General features: G+C 33.7%; 25 protein-coding genes. 13 read left to right on the top strand and 12 right to left on the bottom strand.

Features of this window, described 5'->3' with window-relative positions:
• Positions 1-458: 458 nt before the first annotated feature.
• The 3 genes from MXE27_RS06170 to MXE27_RS06160 form a co-directional block, all read right to left on the bottom strand.
• Entirely contained in the window at positions 459-1,370 is a 912-nt protein-coding gene (locus tag MXE27_RS06170; RefSeq protein ID WP_248611529.1) for a metallophosphoesterase, read from the bottom strand.
• Between the two features lie 243 nt (positions 1,371-1,613).
• A complete protein-coding gene (locus MXE27_RS06165) occupies positions 1,614-2,525 on the bottom strand; it encodes a methanogenesis marker 7 protein (RefSeq protein WP_248611528.1) in 912 nt (303 codons plus the stop codon).
• Positions 2,510-3,103 carry a hypothetical protein gene (locus MXE27_RS06160; RefSeq protein WP_248611527.1) on the bottom strand — a complete coding sequence of 198 codons (594 nt, stop codon included), beginning with the start codon at positions 3,101-3,103 and terminating at the stop codon, positions 2,510-2,512. The genes MXE27_RS06165 and MXE27_RS06160 overlap by 16 nt, the downstream gene beginning before the upstream one ends.
• 129 nt (positions 3,104-3,232) lie before the next feature.
• Here MXE27_RS06160 and comB point away from each other — a divergent pair, with 129 nt between their 5' ends.
• From comB to MXE27_RS06145, 3 genes are all read left to right on the top strand, one after another.
• A complete protein-coding gene (comB, locus tag MXE27_RS06155) occupies positions 3,233-3,922 on the top strand; it encodes a 2-phosphosulfolactate phosphatase (RefSeq protein WP_248611526.1) in 690 nt (229 codons plus the stop codon).
• 164 nt (positions 3,923-4,086) lie between these two features.
• Positions 4,087-5,250 carry a TraB/GumN family protein gene (locus MXE27_RS06150; RefSeq protein ID WP_248611525.1) on the top strand — a complete coding sequence of 388 codons (1,164 nt, stop codon included), beginning with the start codon at positions 4,087-4,089 and terminating at the stop codon, positions 5,248-5,250.
• A gap of 59 nt (positions 5,251-5,309) precedes the next feature.
• A complete protein-coding gene (locus MXE27_RS06145) occupies positions 5,310-5,534 on the top strand; it encodes a DUF1922 domain-containing protein (RefSeq protein ID WP_248611524.1) in 225 nt (74 codons plus the stop codon).
• Positions 5,535-5,576: 42 nt separating this feature from the next.
• On the opposite strand, the gene MXE27_RS06140 is transcribed toward MXE27_RS06145, so the two are convergent.
• Positions 5,577-6,431 (bottom strand): TIGR00269 family protein, encoded by an 855-nt coding sequence (locus tag MXE27_RS06140; protein ID WP_248611523.1) that lies wholly within the window; start codon positions 6,429-6,431, stop codon positions 5,577-5,579.
• 36 nt (positions 6,432-6,467) lie between these two features.
• Here MXE27_RS06140 and MXE27_RS06135 point away from each other — a divergent pair, with 36 nt between their 5' ends.
• Entirely contained in the window at positions 6,468-6,767 is a 300-nt protein-coding gene (locus tag MXE27_RS06135; protein ID WP_248611522.1) for an MTH1187 family thiamine-binding protein, read from the top strand.
• Between the two features lie 198 nt (positions 6,768-6,965).
• Here the strand turns inward: MXE27_RS06135 and MXE27_RS06130 are convergent, their stop codons facing one another.
• The 3 genes from MXE27_RS06130 to MXE27_RS06120 all read right to left on the bottom strand — a co-directional run bounded on the left by MXE27_RS06130 (position 6,966) and on the right by MXE27_RS06120 (position 10,091).
• Positions 6,966-8,060: a DegT/DnrJ/EryC1/StrS family aminotransferase gene (locus tag MXE27_RS06130; protein ID WP_248611521.1), complete on the bottom strand. Its 1,095-nt coding sequence runs from the start codon at positions 8,058-8,060 to the stop codon at positions 6,966-6,968.
• Between the two features lie 209 nt (positions 8,061-8,269).
• Positions 8,270-9,064 (bottom strand): M14 family metallopeptidase, encoded by a 795-nt coding sequence (locus MXE27_RS06125; protein WP_248611520.1) that lies wholly within the window; start codon positions 9,062-9,064, stop codon positions 8,270-8,272.
• A gap of 100 nt (positions 9,065-9,164) precedes the next feature.
• Entirely contained in the window at positions 9,165-10,091 is a 927-nt protein-coding gene (locus MXE27_RS06120) for a CPBP family intramembrane glutamic endopeptidase (protein WP_248611519.1), read from the bottom strand.
• Positions 10,092-10,191: 100 nt separating this feature from the next.
• Between MXE27_RS06120 and MXE27_RS06115 the strand changes: the two genes are divergently transcribed.
• The 4 genes from MXE27_RS06115 (at position 10,192) to MXE27_RS06100 (ending at position 13,800) form a co-directional block, all read left to right on the top strand.
• A complete protein-coding gene (locus tag MXE27_RS06115) occupies positions 10,192-11,343 on the top strand; it encodes a tRNA (guanine(10)-N(2))-dimethyltransferase (protein WP_248611518.1) in 1,152 nt (383 codons plus the stop codon).
• 190 nt (positions 11,344-11,533) lie between these two features.
• Positions 11,534-12,205, top strand: coding sequence for a DUF4013 domain-containing protein (locus tag MXE27_RS06110; RefSeq protein ID WP_248611517.1), 672 nt, complete (start codon positions 11,534-11,536; stop codon positions 12,203-12,205).
• Between the two features lie 221 nt (positions 12,206-12,426).
• Positions 12,427-12,906, top strand: coding sequence for an Lrp/AsnC family transcriptional regulator (locus MXE27_RS06105; protein WP_248611516.1), 480 nt, complete (start codon positions 12,427-12,429; stop codon positions 12,904-12,906).
• Positions 12,907-12,927: 21 nt separating this feature from the next.
• Positions 12,928-13,800, top strand: coding sequence for an MBL fold metallo-hydrolase (locus MXE27_RS06100; protein WP_248611515.1), 873 nt, complete (start codon positions 12,928-12,930; stop codon positions 13,798-13,800).
• A 5-nt stretch (positions 13,801-13,805) separates the two neighbouring features.
• Here MXE27_RS06100 and MXE27_RS06095 read toward each other — a convergent pair whose 3' ends face one another.
• Genes MXE27_RS06095 through MXE27_RS06085 form a run of 3 tightly spaced genes read right to left on the bottom strand, consistent with a single transcriptional unit; the run spans position 13,806 to position 15,109 of the window.
• The gene (locus tag MXE27_RS06095; RefSeq protein WP_248611514.1) at positions 13,806-14,051 is read right to left on the bottom strand and encodes a hypothetical protein; all 246 of its coding nucleotides are present in this window, start codon (positions 14,049-14,051) and stop codon (positions 13,806-13,808) included.
• Positions 14,048-14,656, bottom strand: a complete 609-nt coding sequence (locus MXE27_RS06090; RefSeq protein ID WP_248611513.1) for a DUF2953 domain-containing protein — start codon at positions 14,654-14,656, stop codon at positions 14,048-14,050. Before MXE27_RS06090 ends, MXE27_RS06095 begins: the two co-directional genes overlap by 4 nt.
• Before the next feature lie 24 nt (positions 14,657-14,680).
• The gene (locus tag MXE27_RS06085) at positions 14,681-15,109 is read right to left on the bottom strand and encodes a GerW family sporulation protein (protein ID WP_248611512.1); all 429 of its coding nucleotides are present in this window, start codon (positions 15,107-15,109) and stop codon (positions 14,681-14,683) included.
• A gap of 144 nt (positions 15,110-15,253) precedes the next feature.
• On the opposite strand from MXE27_RS06085, the gene MXE27_RS06080 reads away from it, so the two are divergent.
• The 5 genes from MXE27_RS06080 to cofG all read left to right on the top strand — a co-directional run bounded on the left by MXE27_RS06080 (position 15,254) and on the right by cofG (position 20,030).
• Positions 15,254-16,303: a histone deacetylase family protein gene (locus MXE27_RS06080; RefSeq protein ID WP_248611511.1), complete on the top strand. Its 1,050-nt coding sequence runs from the start codon at positions 15,254-15,256 to the stop codon at positions 16,301-16,303.
• A gap of 114 nt (positions 16,304-16,417) precedes the next feature.
• Positions 16,418-17,101: a SepCysE family protein gene (locus tag MXE27_RS06075; RefSeq protein ID WP_248611510.1), complete on the top strand. Its 684-nt coding sequence runs from the start codon at positions 16,418-16,420 to the stop codon at positions 17,099-17,101.
• Positions 17,102-17,379: 278 nt separating this feature from the next.
• A complete protein-coding gene (gene mptA, locus MXE27_RS06070) occupies positions 17,380-18,330 on the top strand; it encodes a GTP cyclohydrolase MptA (protein WP_248611509.1) in 951 nt (316 codons plus the stop codon).
• Positions 18,331-18,421: 91 nt separating this feature from the next.
• The gene (locus tag MXE27_RS06065) at positions 18,422-18,862 is read left to right on the top strand and encodes a DUF2120 family protein (RefSeq protein ID WP_248611508.1); all 441 of its coding nucleotides are present in this window, start codon (positions 18,422-18,424) and stop codon (positions 18,860-18,862) included.
• A gap of 73 nt (positions 18,863-18,935) precedes the next feature.
• Positions 18,936-20,030, top strand: a complete 1,095-nt coding sequence (gene cofG, locus MXE27_RS06060; protein WP_248611507.1) for a 7,8-didemethyl-8-hydroxy-5-deazariboflavin synthase CofG — start codon at positions 18,936-18,938, stop codon at positions 20,028-20,030.
• Between the two features lie 2 nt (positions 20,031-20,032).
• Here cofG and MXE27_RS06055 read toward each other — a convergent pair whose 3' ends face one another.
• Together MXE27_RS06055 and MXE27_RS06050 are read right to left on the bottom strand one after the other, a co-directional pair.
• Complete coding sequence (locus MXE27_RS06055) at positions 20,033-20,701, bottom strand: DUF429 domain-containing protein (protein ID WP_248611506.1); 669 nt, start codon at positions 20,699-20,701, stop codon at positions 20,033-20,035.
• 6 nt (positions 20,702-20,707) lie between these two features.
• Positions 20,708-23,239: a PAS domain S-box protein gene (locus MXE27_RS06050; protein ID WP_248611505.1), complete on the bottom strand. Its 2,532-nt coding sequence runs from the start codon at positions 23,237-23,239 to the stop codon at positions 20,708-20,710.
• Between the last annotated feature and the right edge of the window lie 104 nt (positions 23,240-23,343).

The raw sequence follows: 23,343 nt of genomic DNA, 5'->3' as shown, positions 1-23,343 counted from the left end.
GTGTCCATTTTTTCATTTTGTAGTGTAGATAGGTGAGTATTCATTTTATTGTTTTGTATTTCTTTTTTTATTTATTCTGGTTCTGTTTGTCTGTAGTAATTTTCAACAGTATTGGATGTTCGTGGTATTTTAGTGTTTTACATGAAGTTAGTGAGTCTTTATAATCTAGACAATTTTTTGTTTAGTGAATCGCTGCAAAACAAGAGCTATTCTAGTAAAATTATTTAATAATTTATTTAATCTATGATTACTGGTTTTTAAGTTTTATGGAATCAATACAACAATTGCTAGTAGGTGTAATTTCACTAATCATGTTAATATACCTAATATCACTTAATACTTATATTTAATGGCTTTAATTTTGAATTATGACTCATAGAATAGAAAAAAATAAAATTTTCGAAAATTTTTGCGAAAAATCCCCCCCCCCTAAACTTTACAACCCCGATATTCTTAAATTAAGACTCATCTCTAACTAAATTAATTATAGTAATCTCATTGTGAGATCCCAATCTCATAGGCGGCCCCCATGTTCCAGTTCCAGAGGAAACATAAATATAATCATCATCTTTTTTATACAAGCCCCCAAGATAAGGGAACATGATTTTAACAAGTAGATTAAAAGGATAAAATTGTCCATTATGAGTATGGCCAGATAATTGTAGATTAATACCCTCTTCTCGGGCTTTGTCCCATTCAGATGGCAAATGATGCATCAAAATACTAGGTTTTTTCTTATCAAAGTTTATTTGCTTTAAGAGTGGACCTAACATGTTTCTTTGCATACAGTAACATATTCCCACCAGTTGAACACCCCTAAATTCTACAAAATCATTATCCAGAATATGTACCCCTGCAGATTGTAAAGCATTTGAAACATTTTCTAAACCAGCATAAGTATCATGGTTGCCTGAAACAAAAAAAATTGGCATTTCCAATTCTTTTAGTGGTAGAAAAGTATGTTCAGTTATAGGAGCGCTCCCATCAGCCATGTCCCCTGTGATTAAAACAGCATCAGGATTAATATCCTTTATTCTGCCAACAATCCGTTTAATAAATCCTGAATTCCTAATAGAACCTATATGTACATCCGATAATTGAACTAATTTTAAATGAGTCTTTAAATTTGCAAGTGGTATTTGAACTGATTTTTCGTGGATATGATAAGCATTAAACACCGAGTAAACGCTTAAAATAGAAACTGCAACCAAAACCATAATTCCTGCTTCTTTTAGAGGGATATTAATAAACAGCCTCATCACAAATACAATAATTAACGCCCATAAAATGTAAAGTGATATGCCCATCCAGGTTGTGGATAAAAGATATAGTGCTTGGGTAAATACATTGGACGATCTCTGCTCAATCACCATGGACACCGGAAAGGAAAATGACGCTACCCCTACTGTTAAATAAAGAATATTGCTGTTTATTCCTCCCCATAAATTGGTTAAGTTGTATAATACAAAATAATTTAAAATTAAATAACCAATAGAGAAAAAAGAGACAAAAAAAGAAAGCTGTATTATCCTCATCTTTTCCATATAATTGAACTTCCTTGTATTATAAAAGTTTAAATCAAATTAGTATAGGTGCTTCTTAATGGGCCTATGTTAAATAATTGAGCTTTCTGGTAAAAGTTTCACCAAGATATAATCGTACATTTTAGACTTGCTTATTTCTGAAATATCCCCTAAAGTATATTTATATATTTTTACCTGGCTAATTTTATCCTTATATTGATCATAATTTAATTTAACCCTTAATCCATCTAATTGACTGGTTACGGGGGTAGGAGAATACACTTCTTCAAGGGCAGGGACTTGGTTTTCTATTTCAGTTTTTACCATAATAGATGGAACAATAGGAGGATCCTGAGACATATCTCGTCTTCGCTCATCAAGGACTTGTTCTACTGTTTTAACTAATCTTCGAAGAGCCCTTATATCATCTCCCCTTTTCAATCGACGAGGTATCCTACCTAGACCCCCCACATAGGCATCTGCTCCAGGTAAATCTTTAACATCCATATCTGGTGCTCCAGTGACTATAACCGGTACATCCAAGTCCTGAAAGAGATGTACTTTATCTTTAATACACTGCTGGAAACTGCCTAAAGCAAATACCACCACATCATGTTCTTCCAGTAGTCTTTTTTCATCTTCAGATATGCGTGAAATTCCTTTGCCCGCCCCACGTGCCAATCCAATCATATTATCCTTGGCACCGAATCGGCGAAGGTATTCCGATATATCGCAAGCAGAATGAGGTAAATGGTGACGGGCTAATGTTGGTGAAACAATTGCTATTTCAGTTCCAGCCATAGGAGCTACTTTAATTGTGCCTTTAAGTTCTTTAGCTTTTTCTTTAACCTTATCCACATCTTCAATAGGAACTGCTAAAGTTAAAACAAGATCCATTTGCAGCATATTTTCCTGGAGTAAAAAGCCCCCCAGATCCTCTATCAGTTCGGTTATTTCTTCATGCTTGTGAACTCCACCAGCATAAGTTAAGGTCTCATACATAATCCTTTCTCCAACAAATTATACCTAATTATAGCTCTTTCAAGAGGATTTAAAGGAACATCCCCATGCGAAGGTATTTTTATGGACTTTACACCATTTAATAGATTATCCCCCACATTATTTTCCAGATAATCTGGATATACTATAAAGTCTGGTTTTTTATTTACAATAGTATATCCCATGTCATTTAAGATATCTTTAAGAAAATTTGAATAAACTTTGACTTTTATTTTTCGATTTTCATTTCGGAGTTGTTCTTTTTCAGGAGAATCAAACCACCTATAACCAATATCAGATTGAATAATTTCATTAAAAGATTTAATCTGAGTTTCAGATGCCTTGAATTCTGTATTTGATTCGGAATATCGTTTTACATTTTCAAAAACAGTTATAATACTTTTTTGTATCTGGGAGAATGTGTTGAGTTTCAGTTTTACTGATTTCATTTTAGTGTCAGTTTCAGATAGAACAAATGCTAAATCTGCATTTTCTTCATCAGGATATTTATTAACAATGTAATCTGTTATTCCGGCCATCTTTAGAATTTCTTCGCACATAGGCGTGGTGACAATTTTCATAGGTTAACCTGATGTAATTAATTAATATATATAATCGCTTAAAATTTATTATTGAACTTATAAAATAACTTATGCAATTTCCCGATTTAATTGACGATAAAATACATATACTTCTAGAAGGTGTTTTCCATGAAAGTTAGCCTGAGTTTAGAAAAATCATATTCCAATGACGTTTCCATAATGGTGGATGTTTTAAGAGCCAGCACCACCATCACCATAGCCCTTAATCATTTTGAGCAGGTGATTCCTGTATTAAATAAAGATGACGCAGTTCAAATAGCTAAAGATAATGAGGCCGTGATTGCAGGTGAACGAAGAGGTACTACTTTAGAAGGATTTGATGCTGGAAATTCCCCTATTGAAATCCAAAACTTTCAGGGAAAAACACTGGTGCTTACCACCAGTAATGGGACAAGGATAATGGACAATATGAACTCAAAAATACTGGTTGGGTGTTTCACCAATGCCCAGGCAGTAGCTCAAGCTGCTGGAAAACTTGCAATGAATCATATTGAAATAGTCATGGCTGGTGTTGAGGGCAGATTTGCTATAGAAGACTTTTTAGGTGCTGGAAAAATAATATCCTATTTAAAAGATGAAGATCTGGATGAATATGCGCAAGCGGCATTAATGGCCTGTGAAAATAATTCAAAGATAAAAAATACGGTTTTAAATTCTCGTTCAGGGCGAAGATTAATGGAAATTGGGTTTAAAGATGATGTGGATTTCTGTTTAAAAACAAATATTTCTAAAAATGTTCCTTTTTTTGATAAAAAAAGATTGATAAACTATAATTATAAAAAACACGCATTATTTTAAATAAGTTGAATTGTGGTTTTTAATATTATTTTATAAATATTTTCTATTACAAAAAGCATATCTTTATTAATTAATAACAGATTATAGCTTGTTATTCTATATTAATTCTGTTTCAATTACACCATACAGAATATTTATTCAAAAACATTAGTAAGTGAAATTTAATGAAAAAAGAATGCCTTAAAATTATCGGTACGGCCCATGTTTCTCAAAAGAGCGTGGAAGAAGTTAAAAATACAATAATTGAGGATAAACCAGAAGTAGTTGCTGTAGAATTAGATGCTGGAAGGTATCAAAGGCTCATGAGAGAGAAGTTAGGGATAGATGAAAAAGATAACTTTTCAATCAAAGACGTTATTAAAGGCAATAATATCGGATTATTTTTGATAAGTGGTTTTTTAACATATATGCAGCGTAAAATAGGGGATGATTTAGGAGTCAAACCCGGGTCCGAAATGTTAGCCGCAGTCGAAGCCGCCGAAGAAGTTAATGCTCGAATTGCTTTAATTGATCGAGATATTAATTTAACTCTTCAAAGAGCCATTAAAGCCATGAGTTTGTGGGAAAAAATAAAGTTTGTTTCCGGGATTATTACTTCATTTTTCAGTACTGAAGAAGAATTAAAAGACGTGGAAAGTCTGAAAGAAGGAGATACATTACAAGAAGTAATGGAATACTTTCAAGAAATGTCTCCTGCTGCTTATGAAGTTTTAGTAAAAGAAAGAGATGCTTTCATGACCCATCGACTTTTAGATATTGAGGAAGACCACATAATTGCTGTTGTTGGGGCAGGTCACCAGCAGGGAATGAATCATTATCTGGAGCACCCCGAAGAAATTCCACCTCTACACGAGTTACTAAACCTTGAAAAATCCAGAGTGAGTCTGGGAAAAGTATTGATGCTTTTAATTCCCGCACTATTCATTGGAATTTTTTTTTTAGCATTTCTTAATGGGATCAGTATACAGGGAGGGTTACTAGAATACATTCTGTTGACAGGAGGATTAGCATTCATAGGATCCTTATTATTTGGTTCTAAAATCCCTTCAGCAATAGTAGCTTTTTTAGTGGCCCCCATAACTGCCATACATCCACTTTTAGCAGCAGGATGGTTTGCAGGGCTGGTTGAAGCTAAATTAAGACACGTGGGTTACAAAGACTTATCTGATTTTACTAAGTGTGAAAGTTTCAGAGATTTATGGGGTAATAACTTGTTTAGAGTATTGATGGTGGTGCTGGGAGCCAATATCGGCTGCAGTATAGGAACATTTATCACCATACCTCAAGTAATCCTCCCGCTCTTTGGAAAATTAATGGGCTGGAATTAGATAAAAACGATATTCCAGTATTTAGAAGATAACTAACAAAATAATAAAAGAGGATTAAAATGTATCTAATTTTCCGGTGCGACTGTGGTAGGGCTATGTATGCCAAAGAAGGAGTGGAAACGAGAAAATGCGTCTGTGGTAAGAGCATAAAGGTTAAAAGTCGCAGGATATTTAAAGAAGCCTCCAATTTTCAAGAAGCATCGGATATGGTCCGTGAACTACAGGAAGAAAAATACGGAGGATCTGGATTCACAACTGCAGATAAGATTCCTAAAAAAAGATAGATTATAGTAAATATATTATGCTAAATCCAATGAAAAATAATTTTAATAAATATTATTCTTAATAATCTCTTTCATCTCACAGGCCTTGCATATTTGAGACGAACACGGTTCTCCACATTTTTCACATTCATTTAATTTAACAGCTGATTTTTCAATATCCAGTGATTTAATAAACGAATCCATTATTGCTTTTTTTGTACCTGGTCTTTTTGATTCAGCCCTATTTAGAAAATCTTTAGTCTTAGCTCTGAGAGATAACTTGGAATAAGGACACTCATCAAGATGAACATCTATATCATTCATAACCGCCCAGATACCCACTTCTTTTTCCGGGGTATTCCATAGCGGCTTAATTCGAGGTATGAGTTTAGGGTGAATAGTTTCCAGTCTAGGGCCGAATTTAGAAAATTTAATCACATCAGCGCGGGCAAAACTCATTAAAAAAGACTGTATTTCATCATCTAAATTGTGGCCCGTGGCTATTTTGGATGCTCCAATTTCATAAGCAGTTTTATTTAGAATATGCCTTCTAAAAACACCACAGGGAATACAGGCACTTTTAAAGAGAGAATATGTATCATCTAACGTGAACCCCATTTCACTTTCAAAAGACTTAGATATTAATTCCACCCCTAATATCTTTGCATTTTTCTCTGCAGCATCCATTCCATGGCCACGATATCCTTTAATCCCTTCATCGACCGCAATAGCCAGCATGTCAAAATCCATTTTTTCCTGGAATTTTTTAAGCAAATGTAAAGTCAAAACACTGTCTTTTCCACCAGATAATGCCACTGCTATTAAATCATCTTCTTGGATTAATTTATAGTCATTTATAATTTTTTCAACCCTTTGTTGAATTTTTGAGTTGAATTCACATTTCTGGAGGGTTTTCATAAAAATTATATAATTTGCAGTACATATAAAAATATTATGATAACTGCAGAACTGACCATAATCCCCATTGGAACTGACAGTACCAGTTTAAGTGAATATGTTGCGGCAGCAGTTTCTGCCCTGGATAAAATAGGCATCCAATACCAATTATCTGGAATGGGGACCCAAATAGAAGCTAACAATCCACCAGAGCTATTTGCAGCCATTCAAGTCGCCCATGAGGCGGTTTTTGCTAAAGGTGCAGATAGAGTCTCTACCAGCATCAAGATAGATGACAGAAGAGATGCAGATAGGACACTGCAGGATAAAGTTTCTTCGGTGAAAAACAAGATTTAAGTAATGTGCGATATTGAATTATTTAATTAGAATATTGTACTTGAAAAAAGGATTTACCTATTTTTAATTTTAAAAATTAACTATTATCGTTTTATTTTATAAAACATAGATTAATATAAACTATTAATCTAATTCCCAGCATAAAAATAGCATTGATATTTTAAATAAATAAAAATAGTTAATTCATTGTTGAATGAATTATAAAAAGTTCCGGCTAGCATCTTCCAGAGTTTGAACTATCTTCTCCAAGTCATCAACATTTAATCTGGGATGTACAGGTAGGGAAATTACTTCATTAGCTGCTTTTTCAGATTCCACACATTCATCACTGTATCCCAGTGATTGATATAGTTCCTGTTTGTAGATGGGGATAGGATAATGTATACCGGTTCCCACACCATTTTCATTTAAAAATGCGATCCACTGGTCACGCGAACCATTCTCCACACGGATAGTGTATTGGTGGAAAACGTGCTGGACATCCGGACTTACATAAGGCGGTTTTATTCCTTCAATTTCCTTTATGTGTTCAGTCAAGTATTCTGCATTCTCAATCCGTTTTTTATTGAATTTATCCAATTTTTTTAGCTGGGCTATACCAATAGCCGCAGCAATATCAGTCATTCTAAAATTATACCCCAAAACAACATGTTTGTATCTTTCTTTTTCTCCGTGGGCCCGTATTATCCGGCAGTTGTCAGCGAATTCTTTATTATTAGTAGTTATAATTCCACCCTCACTGGTGGTCATATTTTTTGTTGGATAAAAACTAAAACAGGCCATATCTCCCAGAGATCCGGCTTTTTTATCCTTATACATTGCCCCATGCGCTTGAGCAGCATCTTCAATTACAGTAAGATCATGTTTTCTTGCGATTTCCATAATAGACCCCATATCTGCCGCTTGGCCATAAAGATGAACAGGCATTATAGCCCTGGTTTTAGGAGTAATAGCGGCTTCAATTAGAGAAGGATCTAAATTGTAAGTATCAGGATCAATATCCACAAAAACAGGTTTGGCATTAACATAAAGAGCTGCATTTCCAGTGGCTGCGAAGCTAAATGGAGTGGTAATAACCTCGTCCCCTTCACCTACCCCTGCAGCTAAAAGTGCAATATGTAAAGCTGTTGTTCCAGAACTGGTGGCCACAGCATATTTTGTTCCCACATATTCTGCAAATTTTTCTTCAAATTCAGCAACTTTTGGTCCCTGGGCAATAAATCCTGATTTTAAGACTTCTACAACTTCCTGGATCTCTTCGTCTTCGATGATTGGATTAGCAATAGGTATCATTTCTACACCTGGTTTAAAAATTATTTACATATAAATAAGCAATAATGTGAAACTTTTTCGATAAAATACTTAGTTGATTATAGTATATTAATTTAATATTGGGTTATTTTAACCATATATCCATATTGATTTAAATTGTTTTTAAAGTATTTTTAAGCGGCGAATATAAAAAAATAGAGTTATTTGGGAAAAATATGCTGTTTAAACCATTAAATAACTTTTTTATATTTCAAGAGTGCATTCATCTGAGAAAATGATTTTGTCACACTACCTTTTTTTACAGTTCCGTGCCACGATAGAGCCTCAGCTGTGACTGATGGAACACCATTGAGATTGCAAACATCTTCTAAAGCACCTTTGAAATAAAATCCTGCCTTCTTATATCCTTTAAGTGCAGATTTAGATTTTTTACTCATATACTTAGCCATTTTATAGCTTTGATATTCTGGATATTTGGTATAAAGAATTGCACTCTTACCCGGGTAACCTATTGGGCGAGTGCAGTGGAAGTCCCCCATAGCATCGATCTTTAATTTTTTAGCTAGTTTCACTATCTTGTTAGTAGGAGTCCCAGAATACTGGGCAATGGCATTGGGACTTCTTCCTTTCCAGTACCTTTTTGTTTTAGCTGTATTTGATGGAATAGCAAAGGGAATGATATAAACCGTTCCACGAATTTTTTTCCCCTGCAGATAATTAATCAGTTTAACGGCAGCAATCTGAGATGGAAGTTCATTTCCATGAACTCCTGCCACAATTAAAACTCTTGGACCTTTACCATTTCCAAAAGTTACCATAGGAGTTCCTTTTTTAGCAGCTTCCACAACTTGGTTAGTTATATTTGTTTTTGGAATATATTTTTTGATTAATTTATTTTTTGTAACATCCCCACCAGTATTTGAATTAATTATATCAATTTTAACTGCGTGGGACATTTCAATCATATTAAAACTAATGAAAAGACCTAAAAAGAAAATTGCGATTATTTTAATTTTTTGATTCATTTTAACCCCTTACCAACTCTGTAGGTAATTTTTTTCAGGAACATTATATATCTTTCAGTTTTATGATTTTTCCATGCAAAAATAAGAAATGAATAACTGATCAATAAAAAACTCTTCTTAAATCATCTTTACGGTGTCTAAATAATACAAAAATTACCACCGCAGATAGAATGATTAAAGAAAAAGGAGAAGTATATGGGTCCATTGGACTCACAATCAGAGAAGGTAAACTACCCAGACCAGATTCAGGGGCACTATGAATTACACTAACGTAAAGGTTGTTTATGATATGGATACCCACTGCCAGTTCTATTCCATTATCTGCTAAGGTAATAATTCCTAACATAATCCCTATAATAAATGCACCGCCTGTTATGGACGCACTCATAGTTAAATTAGATCCATTAAACCAGTGCAATACTGCAAAACAAATAGCACTTACAATAACCACCGAGAAAGGTTTTTTAAATAATAAACCTATGCCCTGCATAATATAACCCCTGAAAACTAATTCTTCAAGAGACGCTTGGATGGGGAATGCTATAAGAGCAATAATTGCCAATAAAACAAAATTTTGAGGATTGAAATTTATTATAAAATCGCCAGGAGCAATCAAATAAGATATCAGATCTGCGATTACCATTAAAAAAAACCAGAGCCCAGCTCCCTTTATTATTTTATTCCATCGAACCTTTTTGTAGATATTTATAATAGAAATAAATTCTCTTTTATGTAAAACTCTCAATGCAAGATAAAGGAAAAAAAATGCCAGCGCATAAGCAATGGCCACAAGAACCAAAAAAAGCAGCGGTGAATTCATTAATGCATCTGTACTAGATAATTGATATAATAATATCGAAACATCCATATTTTGGCTGAAAAACATTATAACCAATGCTAGTAAAAATCCGATTATGGCTCCAGCAACTACTGGAGCCACCGCAAGTGTTAAAATAATAGTTATTAAATATCTCCACCAGCTATTTTTACCATGATGTGCACTATCTAAAAATGGTATGTTAGACATAATTAACTCCCCATGATACTAATATCCATAAAATACTATTGATAGAAGTATAGTAATTATTTGATATTATTAATATAATTTTTTATAATAAGTGGTGTAAATGAATATAAAACTAATTAAGGAAGGTTTGACCCAGATTAAAGTTCCTGAATTTGAAAAGGTTTCTGCTAAAGCCCCTGTATTTTATAATCCTGCTATGGAACTAAATAGAGATCTGTCTATTCTAGCCCTGCAAGAATTCCAGGATGTAATTGGAGAGGACATAAATATCTGTGATGCTTTTGGAGGCAGTGGGATCAGAGGCATTAGATACTCTAAAGAAATTGAAGGAACTTCTAGAATTGTGGTTAATGATATAAGTCCCCTGGCTATCAAGTACACTCAAGAAAATGCAGAATTGAATGAAATCAATGATCTGGAAGTTTCACAAGATGATGCTAATCTAGTTCTCAGGAAAAACCGGGGAAAATTCGATGTAGTGGATATAGATCCATTTGGAACACCTTCATTTTTCATTGAATCAGCTGCTAATTCACTTAAATCTAATAGTATGTTGTGCATAACTGCCACAGACACATCAGCACTTTGTGGAACATATAAAGAACCATGCATCAGGAAATATAATTCCATGCCCCTAAAAACAGAATACTGTCATGAAAATGGGATACGTATTCTTACTGCGTTTGTTGCCCGGACATTTGCTAAGTATAAAAAAATGATTACTGTTCAATTTTCACACAGCAGCGAGCATTACATGAGGTTGTACTTTAACATTGGTAAAGGTGCAAAAGAAACAGACGAATCACTTAAAAATATTGGTTTTATTGCGCATTGCAAGAAATGTCTTTTCAGAAAAACCATTAATGGAACGGCACCACATATAGCTGAGAAATGCCCTTGCTGTGGTGAAAAATTAGTTATCGGTGGCCCTCTATGGTTGGGCAGCATTCAAAACAAGGATTTCATCAAAGGTATGGTTAAACAAGCTGAATTTAAAGAGATTAATCAAGAAAAAAAAGCTTTAAAACTTTTAGGCCAATGCTTGGAAGAATCTGAAATGCCTGCAACATTCTTTGATATTCATGTTATTTGTAAAAAACTTAAAATTAGTGCACCTTCTCTAATTAAAACCATTGAACTGTTAGAAAATGAAGGATTTAATGTTTCCAGGACCCATTACAGTCCAACAGCGATTAAAACTGATGCCCCTTTGGATAAAATTGAGGGCGTGTTGTTAAATCTAATTCAATAGTTGAAGTTTTTTAGGTAATTATTTACTATTTTTAAGTGTCCTACAAACACCACCCTCACCATTAAATAAGTAATATCCTTCAATGTGTTTTTGCACCAATCAATTAGTTTATATGTTGAAAAAAACATAATAAAAAGTGGCGAAAGCCAAAAAAATATATATTGATAACAACTATTTGGAGGTGCAACATATGGATATTGGAGAAATCGTAAACGATGCAATTCGATACCCGTCCTCAGATTGGAAGAAAGTAGTTATTCTGGGATTGTTGTTTTTAGTAAGCTTTTTAATCGTACCTATCTTTTTAGTAATGGGATATACTTTTAGAGCATTAAAAGCTTCAATAGCAGGAGCCGATGAACTTCCTGAATTTGATGAATGGGGAGATATGTTCGTAGATGGTCTAAAAGTATTCGTAGTACAGTTCGTTTATTTCTTAATTCCAGCATTGATAATATTAGTAGGATCATGGGCATCAATCGCAGCTATGGCAGGTACAGGTATGACTGACCCTACCGCAGCATTCGGATTATTAGGTGGAACCATGATTATAGGGGCAATAGTGGCAATCATTTTAGGCCTTATTGCAACTATAGCTATAGCAAACATGGCCTATTATGACAGTGAACTGGGAGCAGCTTTCCGATTCAGTGAGATATTAGAAGTAATCTCAAAAATTGGATGGGTGGACTACATAATTTGGTATGTAGTAGTGATGATTATTGCCATGATAATAGCATTCATAGGCGGTCTGATTCAAATAATCCCAATACTAGGTTTCATAATTACTTTAATTGTAATTTACCCATACATGAACCTGTTTGTATACAGAGCCCTGGCTTTACTATATGCCTACGAATAAATAACTTCTTTTTTTCTTTTTTTTATTATTTTATTAAATTTAAGCATTTTTTAAATGATTTTATTCAATTTCAATTGATTATTATTTAACACTAAACTATTTTTCATCCCTCGTTCAAAACTATATGTTATTTAAGGGACAAAAAACATTATAAATCTATAAAATCTAAACAATGTTCAGAATGAAGATATAATCCAGATAAATTGGTAATTGGTGACTTTATGGAAGTAAATGCAGATCAAGATTTAGTGAAAATAGATGAAGTTGATAAAAAAATCATCAGCCTATTGAATGAAGATGGTAGAATGTCTTATCGGAAAATATCCCGAGATTTAGACATTTCAGTAGGTACAGTTCATAATCGAGTTGATAAATTAATGAAAACAGGTGTTATAAAAAAATTTGTTCCTGTTATAAACCATTCCCAGTTAGGATACAAATTAACTGCCATTATTGGAGTTAGAGTTAAAGGAGGAGTCTTAAAAAATTGGGAAACTCAAACAGCATATCATGCCAATGTTTTAGGTGTTTATGATGTGACTGGGGAATTTGATGCCATACTAATTGCCAAATTTAAAGACACCACAGAACTGGATCAATTCATTAAAGAATTGCTTAAGGAACCTAATGTTCAACGTACCTACACCCAAACCGTCCTTAATATAGTCAAAGAGGATATGGGTTCCTCGAAAATGCTTTAATTTTATGTTAATGGTGGGTTAATGAAACTGGTTCCACTGGCATTTGAGAGTTTTGGTGTTAGATCCATGTGTACTTATGTGGAAACAGATCAGAAAATCTTAATTGACCCTGGAACATCTATAGCACCAAAAAGATTCAAATTACCCCCATCTACAGAAGAGATCATAACATTAAAACAAAGCAGATACCAAATAGCAAAATATGGCGGTTTAGCAGATATAATTACTATCAGCCATTATCACCATGACCATTTCACGCCTTTTGAAGAAAACAGGTTTTTAGAATCTTCACACGACTCCGCCCTTGGAATTTATAATGGAAAAAAGATTTTTTTAAAAGATCCAAATAATCATATCAATAAAAATCAAGAGAAGCGAGCAAGAAAATTATTGAGTGATCTTCAGAAGATACCCTGCGAAATTGAATTTTCAGATGGAAAAGATTTTCAGATTGGAGATACACAGCTAAAATTTTCGCCAGCCCTGGCCCACGGCAAAGAAAACAGTCCATTGGGTTATGTGGTCGCGGTTTCTATTCTTTATAAAAATGAAAAATTAATGCATGCTTCTGATATTCAAGGCCCTATTTCAGATAAGGCTTTAAAATATGTTTTAAGGGAAGATCCCGATATTTTAATTTTAAGTGGGCCTCCATTATATCTATTGAGATATGCTCTTTCTAAAGAAGATTATGAAAAATCAAAGGAACATTTAAAACATTTAAGTGATAATATTCCTAAAATTATTTTAGATCATCATTTGCTTCGCACTAAAAGGGGTTTGAAGTTAATTAATGAACTGAATGAAAACAATAACTTAATTAGTGCATCTCAATTTTGCGGTGAGGAACCTCTTCTTCTGGAATCCCAGCGCAAAAAATTACATTTAAAATGAAAAACTTATTCAAAATATTTATCATATTCCTCCTCATCAAGTAACAAGATATATTCATCTTCTTTTTCGGTTATGAACCAGGCCAGTGGTTTTATAGAAGTGAAAGCAACATCCCCGGATTTATCATATAAAATTGAAATTATATTAAGAGGTTCTATCTCTCTTTCACCCAAAATAATCTTTTTACCCCAAACTAATTCCTCTTTATGATCCCATGAGTTTAAACAATTTATTAAGTATTCCTCCATCATTTTCTAAATCTCCTGAGTTCCCAGAGAAGTTTGAGAATTGATCTATTTGTTAAAAGTCTTAAAACAGCGATTAAAGGATTTATGAGACGTATATTTAATTTTAAAAGTAAGTTACCATCTACCCGCTCCTGGTTAAAAGATGGTTCAGCAGATATGTTGATTTTGGGGATCATATTCACTAAAGAAGCAGCAGCCCAGAAATATCCTAAAGTGGTTGCAGTATCCACAGGACTATTTAAACCTAAAATAATATGAATTTTAAATTTTTCAAGATGAATTGAATGTAATATATCACGAACAAATCGTATCAGAGGTTTAAATGCTTTAAATCCCAAATTGATTATTTTTTTAATATCTTTCCATTCCCACTTTCTTTTTCCATTCCCATCCTTTTTTTCATCCTTAATTTCTTTCTTCTTATCCTTTTTGGCCTTTTTTTCGGGAAATACTTTACTTAATATCCTTATTTTAAACCAGTACAACTCAAAAATACCATTTGTTGCCCCTCCAACTATTTGAAGTTTTAAAGATATGTGAAATGGTACTAACAGTATTAGGATACAGATTAAGAAAAAAATAATTAAAACGGTGGTGATTATAATCAACGAATCCACCTATTTTTTGCAGAGTTATTCTTTCTCTTCTTCCTTTTTTTGTTTTTTAGTTTTCCTTTTGCCCTGGCGTTCTTTAACCATAGGAGCTGTTTCCTTTATTACATCTGTAATAACTGTTCCAACTTCCCCAATAGCCTTACTAAGTGGGCTTCCAGATGTTAGGTTAAGCACCCGAATACCTTCAGGCCCAGTGACGCCTTTGGTTACAACCACCATCGCAACAGGTTCAACCCCTGCAGCAGCCCCTGCAGCAGCCAATCCACCTTCACCTTCACTATCTGGACCTTTGCCTTCACCAGTACCTGCACCAAAACCCATTCCCATCTTCATGACAGGAATTAAAAGTTTATCCTCAGTTTCTATAGCATCCCCTACAAAATTTTGGATTTCAAGGAGTTTACGTAGTTCTTCCACTGTCGTTTTTATAGGATCTCCAACTTCCATGATATTACACCTTCCCTTTTTCAATGTCACATTATATATTATAAAAAGGATAAATAATCTTCTATATAATTCCAAAAATATCTCTTATTTTTACAAAAAATTAAGATGCATCTGTAAAACCTTTAATTTCACATGGTGTCGATTATGGTACTGGTGTACTCCCCATATTATGATAATCATCAAAATTCCCTGCATATAGAAAATAAAAGTAGGACTGATTCAATTATTAAAAAACTTGATGATGAAAATGTGAGGGATTACATTAGTGTTCTAGAGCCCAACTATGCCACTCTTGATGATCTTTCAAAAGTACATAGTTTAGAACATATTAATTTTATTAAAAATTTCTGTAAAAGAGGTGGAGGATATATAGATTACGACACATATGCCACCCCTTTAAGTTATTCTGTTGCCCTTATGGCCGCTGGTGGAAGTATCAAAGCTTCCCAGTTAGTAATGGGTGGTGAAAAATGGGCTTACTCCCTGGCAAGGCCTCCGGGGCACCACGCAAATAAAAAAACTGCTATGGGTTTTTGTTTATTTAATAATGTAGCCATCGCAATAGAGAACTTAAGGGCCAATTATAATATTAAAAAGTTTTTAATTATTGATTTCGATGTGCATTATGGCAATGGGACTGCAGATATATTCTATGAAGATCCAGAAGTTTTATACCTCTCCATTCATCAGGACCCTAAAACCATATTCCCGGGTAAAGGATTTATAAGTGAACAGGGACATGGCAGCGGCGAAGGATATAACTTAAATTTACCCATGCCTCCCTTATCAAACAATAGCGATTACATCTGGATTTTAAAGGAACTTATAGGGCCATTGATTAAAGAATTCAGACCAGAGATGGTTTTTGCCGAAGCCGGTTTTGATGCCCATAAAAAAGATCTTCTTTCCCGCATTCTTATTGACGAAGACTTTTATGCATGGATTGGGGAATATCTAATGGAATTACACGGTTCTCTGGTGATTCTGCTGGAAGGGGGTTATGATTTAGATGCTCTGGCTAATTCTAATCTAAGATTCATAAAATCAATGACCCCTGAATGGAATTTGCAGTATCCATATAAAACCCGATCAGAAATAGAACATGAATATTTAGCACATGCTAACCTATCTAACTCTGTAAAAGAAATTTTAAGAGAAGTTTTAGATAATTTTTCCCCATTTTTTAAATTCTGAGACTGAAAACAACAGCATATTTATTAAAGAGACAAATATTATAGTTACTTAAATTTTAATTACATGATTATTAATATTAATTAAATTCTCAAATCATAACAAATGAGGAGTTTCATGGATATTCGAACTAAACAGGCTGAAAATTTAATCATTAAAGCTGGAAAAAGTACTAATCAAAAGGAGATACTTAAAGATCCTCAAAAAGGCATTATTGACGTAAAACTATTTGAAAAAGCGCTTAAAAACCTGATTGAAACAGAAGAATTTATTTACTCCAGTTTACCATCACATGAATTAAATTCGGAGGAATCTAAAAAATTCACACAAAATCTCTTGGAGATAAGAGCAGATATCAATTCCATGCTATCTGATTTTGGAGTTATTGAAAAAGCAGATGAAAAAGTGAATATTTCGGAGTTATCTCAAAAATTCTTGATTATCACTACTAAAAATAACTTCAAAAAGGCTTTGCAGAAATTAGGTGTTGATGTGCAGCAGATAGTAGTGGCCAGTGTTCCATTAGAAATAGATGATATGAAAAAAATTAATCCTAAAATTCCCGAAGCAGCCCTTAAGGGGATAAATAAAAAGATAGAACACGTGAAAAATGATATTCAAAGAAAAACCGAAAAATTGGGATTGAATGAAATTTTAGTTCTGGTTGAAGCCGATGTAAATGGGGAAGTTCTAGGTGAAAGAGCTAAAGAACATTACAATGCTCATGTAGCTGTCCATGAAAAATTGAAAGATATAAGTTCATCAGAATTAATTGAAATATTTAATAAAACATTATCTTAGAATTTTTCAATTCTTTATTTTAAAAAAATAGATATTAATTTTATTTTAAAAATATATAAATAACTTCTCCATATTTTATATTAAATAAATACCATGTATATTAAATACAAAAAACTAATGACTAATACATAGGTTATATTTTATCTTTAAATAATTCCCAAGGGATGAACAGATAGATGTATTAATAAAGTTCATGGCTTCTTGAATTATTAAAAGATATGATCTTTATTTAGACATTGAAAATTAATTGCCCTTTTGGGACTAAATGGGGTGTAAATTTGGGTTTAATATGTTTCCCAGACACACAAGACAATATCCCCAGTATTCCTGTTCACCTTACACGTGTAGGAGTAACTGGAGTGAAGAAGTTACTGAAAATCGAAAGAGACGAAAAAAGACCTATTATTCTTTTACCAACTTTTAACGCGTTTGTAGACCTCCCCAGTACACAAAGAGGAATTCATATGTCTCGTAATCCTGAGGCAATCAGTGAAGTCCTGGAAGAAGTAGTAGAAAATACTGCTGTTGAGGTAGAATCATTATGTGCAGAGATTGTCAATTCTCTGTTAAAAAAACACAAATATGCCAAAAGAGCCGAAGTGAGCATGACCAGTGACTTCATGTTCATGAAAAGATCTCCTGTAACTAAGCATAAGACACAGGAAATGACCAAAATTATGGCAGATGCTATTGGTTACAGAGACGGCGACGATGTAGTTATAAGGAAAATGATTGGTGCAGAAGTTGTAGGAATGACCGTGTGCCCCTGCGCACAGGAATCTGTTAAAGAATCATCTAAACAAGATCTTCTTGAATTTTTAGACGAAGAAACTGCGCAAAAAGTGCTTGAAACTGTTTCATTTGCCTCACACAACCAAAGAGGAAAAGGCATGATCATGATTGAAGTTCCCCAAGATCATAGTATTCGGGGAGAAGATTTAATCCGTATTATTGAAGATTCAATGAGTTCTTCTGTTTGCGAGCTTTTAAAAAGACCCGATGAAAATGCCATAGTGGTGCAGGCCCATGAAAACCCCATGTTTGTAGAGGATTGTGTGCGAAATATGGTGCATAAAATAGTAAGTGAATTCTCCCATTTGCCTGATGACACAATGGTTACCGTAAGGCAAATAAATGAAGAAAGCATACATAGGCATAACGCTTATGCAGAGAACGTCGCCACAATGGGCGAATTAAAATATGAAATCGAAGGGATTAATGAACAATAACCACTTACTCATTTAATTCTTTTTTCCATCCCTTGCACTAATATCAGTATATAATACATTAAATCTTCAACTAATTTCAGGAAGGATAAAATTGATAAAATTACACAAAATCGCAGGAAATATGATGGCACATTTAGAAGCATTTGATGGATCGCGTGCAGCATTAGATTCTTCTAAAATTCTAATTGTAAGAGGAAGATCCAGAAAAAAAATGGATCCGAAAATGATGGCCAATGAGCTCGATGGATTAATTTCTTCAATAGATGCCCAAGAAATTGATATGTTTTCAGAAGAAGCAGCTATTCTTGTTGGACTCATGGATGAACAAATACGTTCTGAAGTAGATATCAATACTGAAACAGATGTTGGTGGAATCCAAACATTGAAAGAATCATTAGAATCCATGAATTTCTTTGTAGAATACAAATTAGGCTACTTAAAAAACGCTGGGTTTTTTATCGTATTATATAAAGATAAAAGTGGAATAGGGCCTTGTTTTACTGAAATAGTGATATCTGATACTGGAGATTAAGTATAATACCCATTATTACTTATTTTCAAGAGTAAATTTTAGAAAAAATAGCATAATTTTAGGAGAACGTGGAATGAACCCGCCTAAAATGTTAAAAGAGGACATATTACTACTTTTAAATTCAAAAAAGAATAAAATACTAGATTTAATGAATTTAGCCAATTCAAAAGGGGAAAATTCAGTTATCACTTATTCAAAAAATGCTTTCATACCCCTAACAGAAATATGCCGAAATGAATGTGGTTACTGCACTTTTCGTAGAGATCCTCAAGACCCACTTGCCTGCATCTTAATGCATCCCCACGATGTATTAGAAAGACTAAATGAAGCTGAAAAATATGGTTGTAAAGAAGCATTATTTACTTTTGGGGAACGTTCAGATGAAATTTCACAAGTGAAAAATGTTTTAGATGAATTAGGCTTTGAATCTATGGTAGAATACCTTTATCATATCTCTTATGAAACCTTAAAAAAAACCAATCTGCTCCCACATAGCAACCCCGGAGTGCTGAATAGAAAAGAACTTAAAATGCTTAAAGAAGTAAATGCTTCCATGGGGATGATGTTAGAAAGTACCAGTTCAAACTTAATGAAGTCTCTCGCTCATAAGAAAAGTCCCGGTAAAAATCCGTGGCTGCGTATTCAAACCATTGAAAATGCGGGAAAATTAAGAATTCCATTCACTACTGGTCTTTTAATTGGTATTGGGGAGACTCTGGAAGACCGGGCAGAATCTTTAATGGAACTTAGAAGAATTCAGGACAAATATGGGCATATACAAGAAATTATTATTCAAAACTTCCGTTCAAAACCAGGCATTCCTATGGAAAACCATCCCGAACCATCTTTAGTGGAAATGGTTAAAACTGTTGCAGTTGCTAAGCTCCTGTTCCCCGATGTGAGTATACAAGTCCCCCCCAACCTTAATCGCGAAAATGCTCAGATATTTCTTCTCGCGGGCTGTGACGATTGGGGTGGTGTTTCACCATTAACCCATGATTATGTAAATCCTGAGGCACCATGGCCTGAAATTGAAGAGCTAACAAAAATAACTGAAGATGTAGGATTTTCTTTATCTGAAAGGCTGCCTGTATACTCCAAATATATTTCTTCTGAATTTTTAAGCGATATAGTATTAGAAAAGATAGATTCTATGAATTTCAAATAATACTAACTTTCATCATTTAAAAAAGAACTTATATCACTTTTAAAACCATTACACACATCTGGAACTATGATAGTGCCTTCCCCAGGATCCCCTAATTCGTGAAATTTTCCATTTACATAGTAAAGTGCTGATAGTGCAGCTAAAGCCCCGTCTATTTCATGTTGGGTTACTTCTGTCCACGATTTTAAATTAATTTTTTTGTTGATTTTTACAAATTTTTGTAATTGGAAAAAAGAGTTTAGGTGATCAAAAATATTCTTCACCTCTTTATCAAGTCCAAAAACTTTCTGGCAGGTACGGGGATGTGTTTCTATAATTTTTACCGATGGGTGAGATATTTTCAATTTTTCTTTTAATTCAATTGCACGTAGCGTGAGTAATTTCATTCCATGAAATGTTAAAGGCAATACACCCCCATATTGCCTCATTTTTTTATCACTTTGACGAAAATGACCATACGCACTGCATTTACATTCTTTTTCAAGACAACATCGGCCACTTGGAATAGAAAGCGGAGCATCAATAGCAATAAATTCTGGTTTATATAAATCCACTATGTCCAGTAGCTCCGAATCTGGTAATACAGTGCCAATAAACATAGTTTTTTTATCAATAACCGCAAATCCCGTGGAATTTTCACATTTTGCAGCCAGATCAATCCCCAAAATCATAAAAAATCAGTAATGCCCATTTTCATTAAATTCAATGCAAAAATTAGTCCCTTGAGAATTGTCCAGGTCGATGGTTCCACCCAACTGAGCCACCAGAGTACATACAATTTGTAAACCTAAAGAATCAGTTTTTTTAAAATCTAAGTCAGCAGGAACACCAATACCATTATCCTTGACATTTATTATGGTGTTTTTTCCATTATTATACGCTTTGATCATTATTTTAGGTTTTTTATGGTTCTCATCTTGATAAGGAAAAGCATATTTAAAACAGTTTGATATTAACTCATTTAAAATTAATCCACAAGTAATAGATTGATCCATATCATTTACAACATTATCCACGTCAATATCCACCCCAATATTCCTCTTTTTGGAATTATATGATTTTTCAAGAGTTTGAACCAGGCTCTCCACATATTGAGAGAAATTTACTTCCTCAATATCAGAAGTATACAAATTCTCATGGATAATAGCCATCGATTTTATACGATTTTTACTATCTTCAAACATAGCCCTGGTTTTTCTATCGTCAACTTGTTCTGATTGGAGGCCTATCAAACTGGATATTATTTGCATATTATTTTTAACACGGTGGTGAAGTTCTTTCAATAATATTTCTTTTTCTTTTAGAGATGATTTAATCTGATTTTCCATTTTTTTACGGTACGTAATATCTCTCAAGGTGGCAATGTAACCTTTGGGAATTCCTTTAGAGTCATTAGATAAAACAATATTCATCTCCGCAATGAAAGCAGACCCTTCCTTATCATATAATTTATGTTCAATATTGTGTAATGCACCTTGTTCTTTGACTATTTTCATGTTTTTAAGGAATGAATCATATTCATCCAAATCAATAACATCAAAAACAGCTTTTTTACTAAAATTAGATTGTTCTTCCCATCCTAACATACTAATTGCTTTTTCTGACATGTGAGTAATATTACCATCTAAATCCGTTGCTATGATTCCATCAGGGCTGGCCTTAATTAATGTACTATACATCTTCTCCAAATCATTGCGTGCCCTCTCAGCAACTTTTCGAGGAGTAATGTCCCGGACGTTTAACACATAGCCCCCAACTGCAGGATCTTGTAATAAATTTTGAGCCACCATTTGGCAAATAATCCACGACCCATCCTCATGTTGAGATCGAATTTCAAAATCATGGCTGGAACGAGAATATTTAAGTTTGGAGTCCAGTATTTGAGAAAGAATTTTTGCATCATGAGGGTGTATAAAATCAAATATATTGAATCCTAAAAATTCATGTATTTTATATCCAAAAACACTTTCTACTGATGGGCTAGCATAAGTAACATCCCCATCTTCATTTAAAACCAGAATGACATCTAATGCATTCTCAATCAATGATCTAAAATGCCTTTCACTGAGTTTGAGTGCATTATTAGCATTTTTTAATTTTGTAATGTTTCTAGCAGCTGCAAAAACACCTTCTACTTCCCCTTCACTGCTCCGGTATACTGTTGCATTAAATGAAACATCCATGGTTCGCCCCGAAGTATGGCGAAGGGTTAATGAATAGTCTTTAAGCGACCCATAAAATAGAGTTTTTTGATAGCCCCGCATGGCTTTTTCAGAATCAGTGAAATATTGTGAAAAATCGGTCCCAATTAAGTCCTTACGACATAGCCCAATGGCATCCTCAAAAGCCTTATTAACATCCATTATTTCACCATTTTGACTGATGGTTACCATTGGATCTAAGCTGGCTTCGATTAAATTTCTGGAATAATTCAAGGCAGATTTAAGTTCATTTTCTACCTTCACTTGATCTTCTATGTCCCTACTGCTGAAAACAGCCCCCTCTAATTTATTTTCAGCATCATAAATAGGAATACCTACTGTTTCAATCCAGATGTATTCGTCATGAATATTCTGAAGTCTGTTTCTTATTTTTAAAGGTTTAGATTCTTTAATAGCACTTTTAAAAAGTTTTATGGACCTTTCCATATCATCAGGGTGGATGAATTCAAAAATAGTTTTTCCAACCATTTGTTCAGGACCAAAACCCAGTATTTTTTTTACAGATGGACTTATATAAAGAAAAGAACCTTTTTCGTCTACCTGACCAACTGAATCTCCCATATGATTGGTTATAAGGTCCAGATATTTCTGGGTTTTCTCTAGTTTTTCTCTGACTTTTCTTTTATATTCTGACATTTCCAGTGCAAAACGTAATTCATTATCATCAAAGGGCTTTAAAATATAATTTGCAGGTTCTGTAAACTTTGCCCGTTCCATAGTAGCTTTATCCGTGAATGCTGTAAGATATATAATGGGAATAGTTAAATTATCTTTTATCCTCTCCGCAGCACCAATACCATCCATATCTCCCTTTAAAATAACATCCATTAGAATTATATCAGGATTAGTTTCCAAAGCTTTTTCAATTGCTTCTTCACCATAAGCTGCTATCCCCACAACATCGAAGCCCCACGAAAGAATCTTTTTTTTTAATTGAAGAGCTGTAATGCTCTCATCTTCCACTATGAGTACTTTAAATAGATCCATGGTATTGCCTGCACCTAATGCTAAATATCACTATATCATGTGACTTTGTAGCATAAATAATAGTACAGTGATATGAAAAATTTTAATCAGCGTAATAAAAATGG

The organism is Methanobacterium alcaliphilum (assembly GCF_023227715.1).
In the GTDB taxonomy this organism is placed as follows: domain Archaea; phylum Methanobacteriota; class Methanobacteria; order Methanobacteriales; family Methanobacteriaceae; genus Methanobacterium_E; species Methanobacterium_E alcaliphilum.
This window is presented reverse-complemented; position numbering and strand designations above follow the sequence as displayed.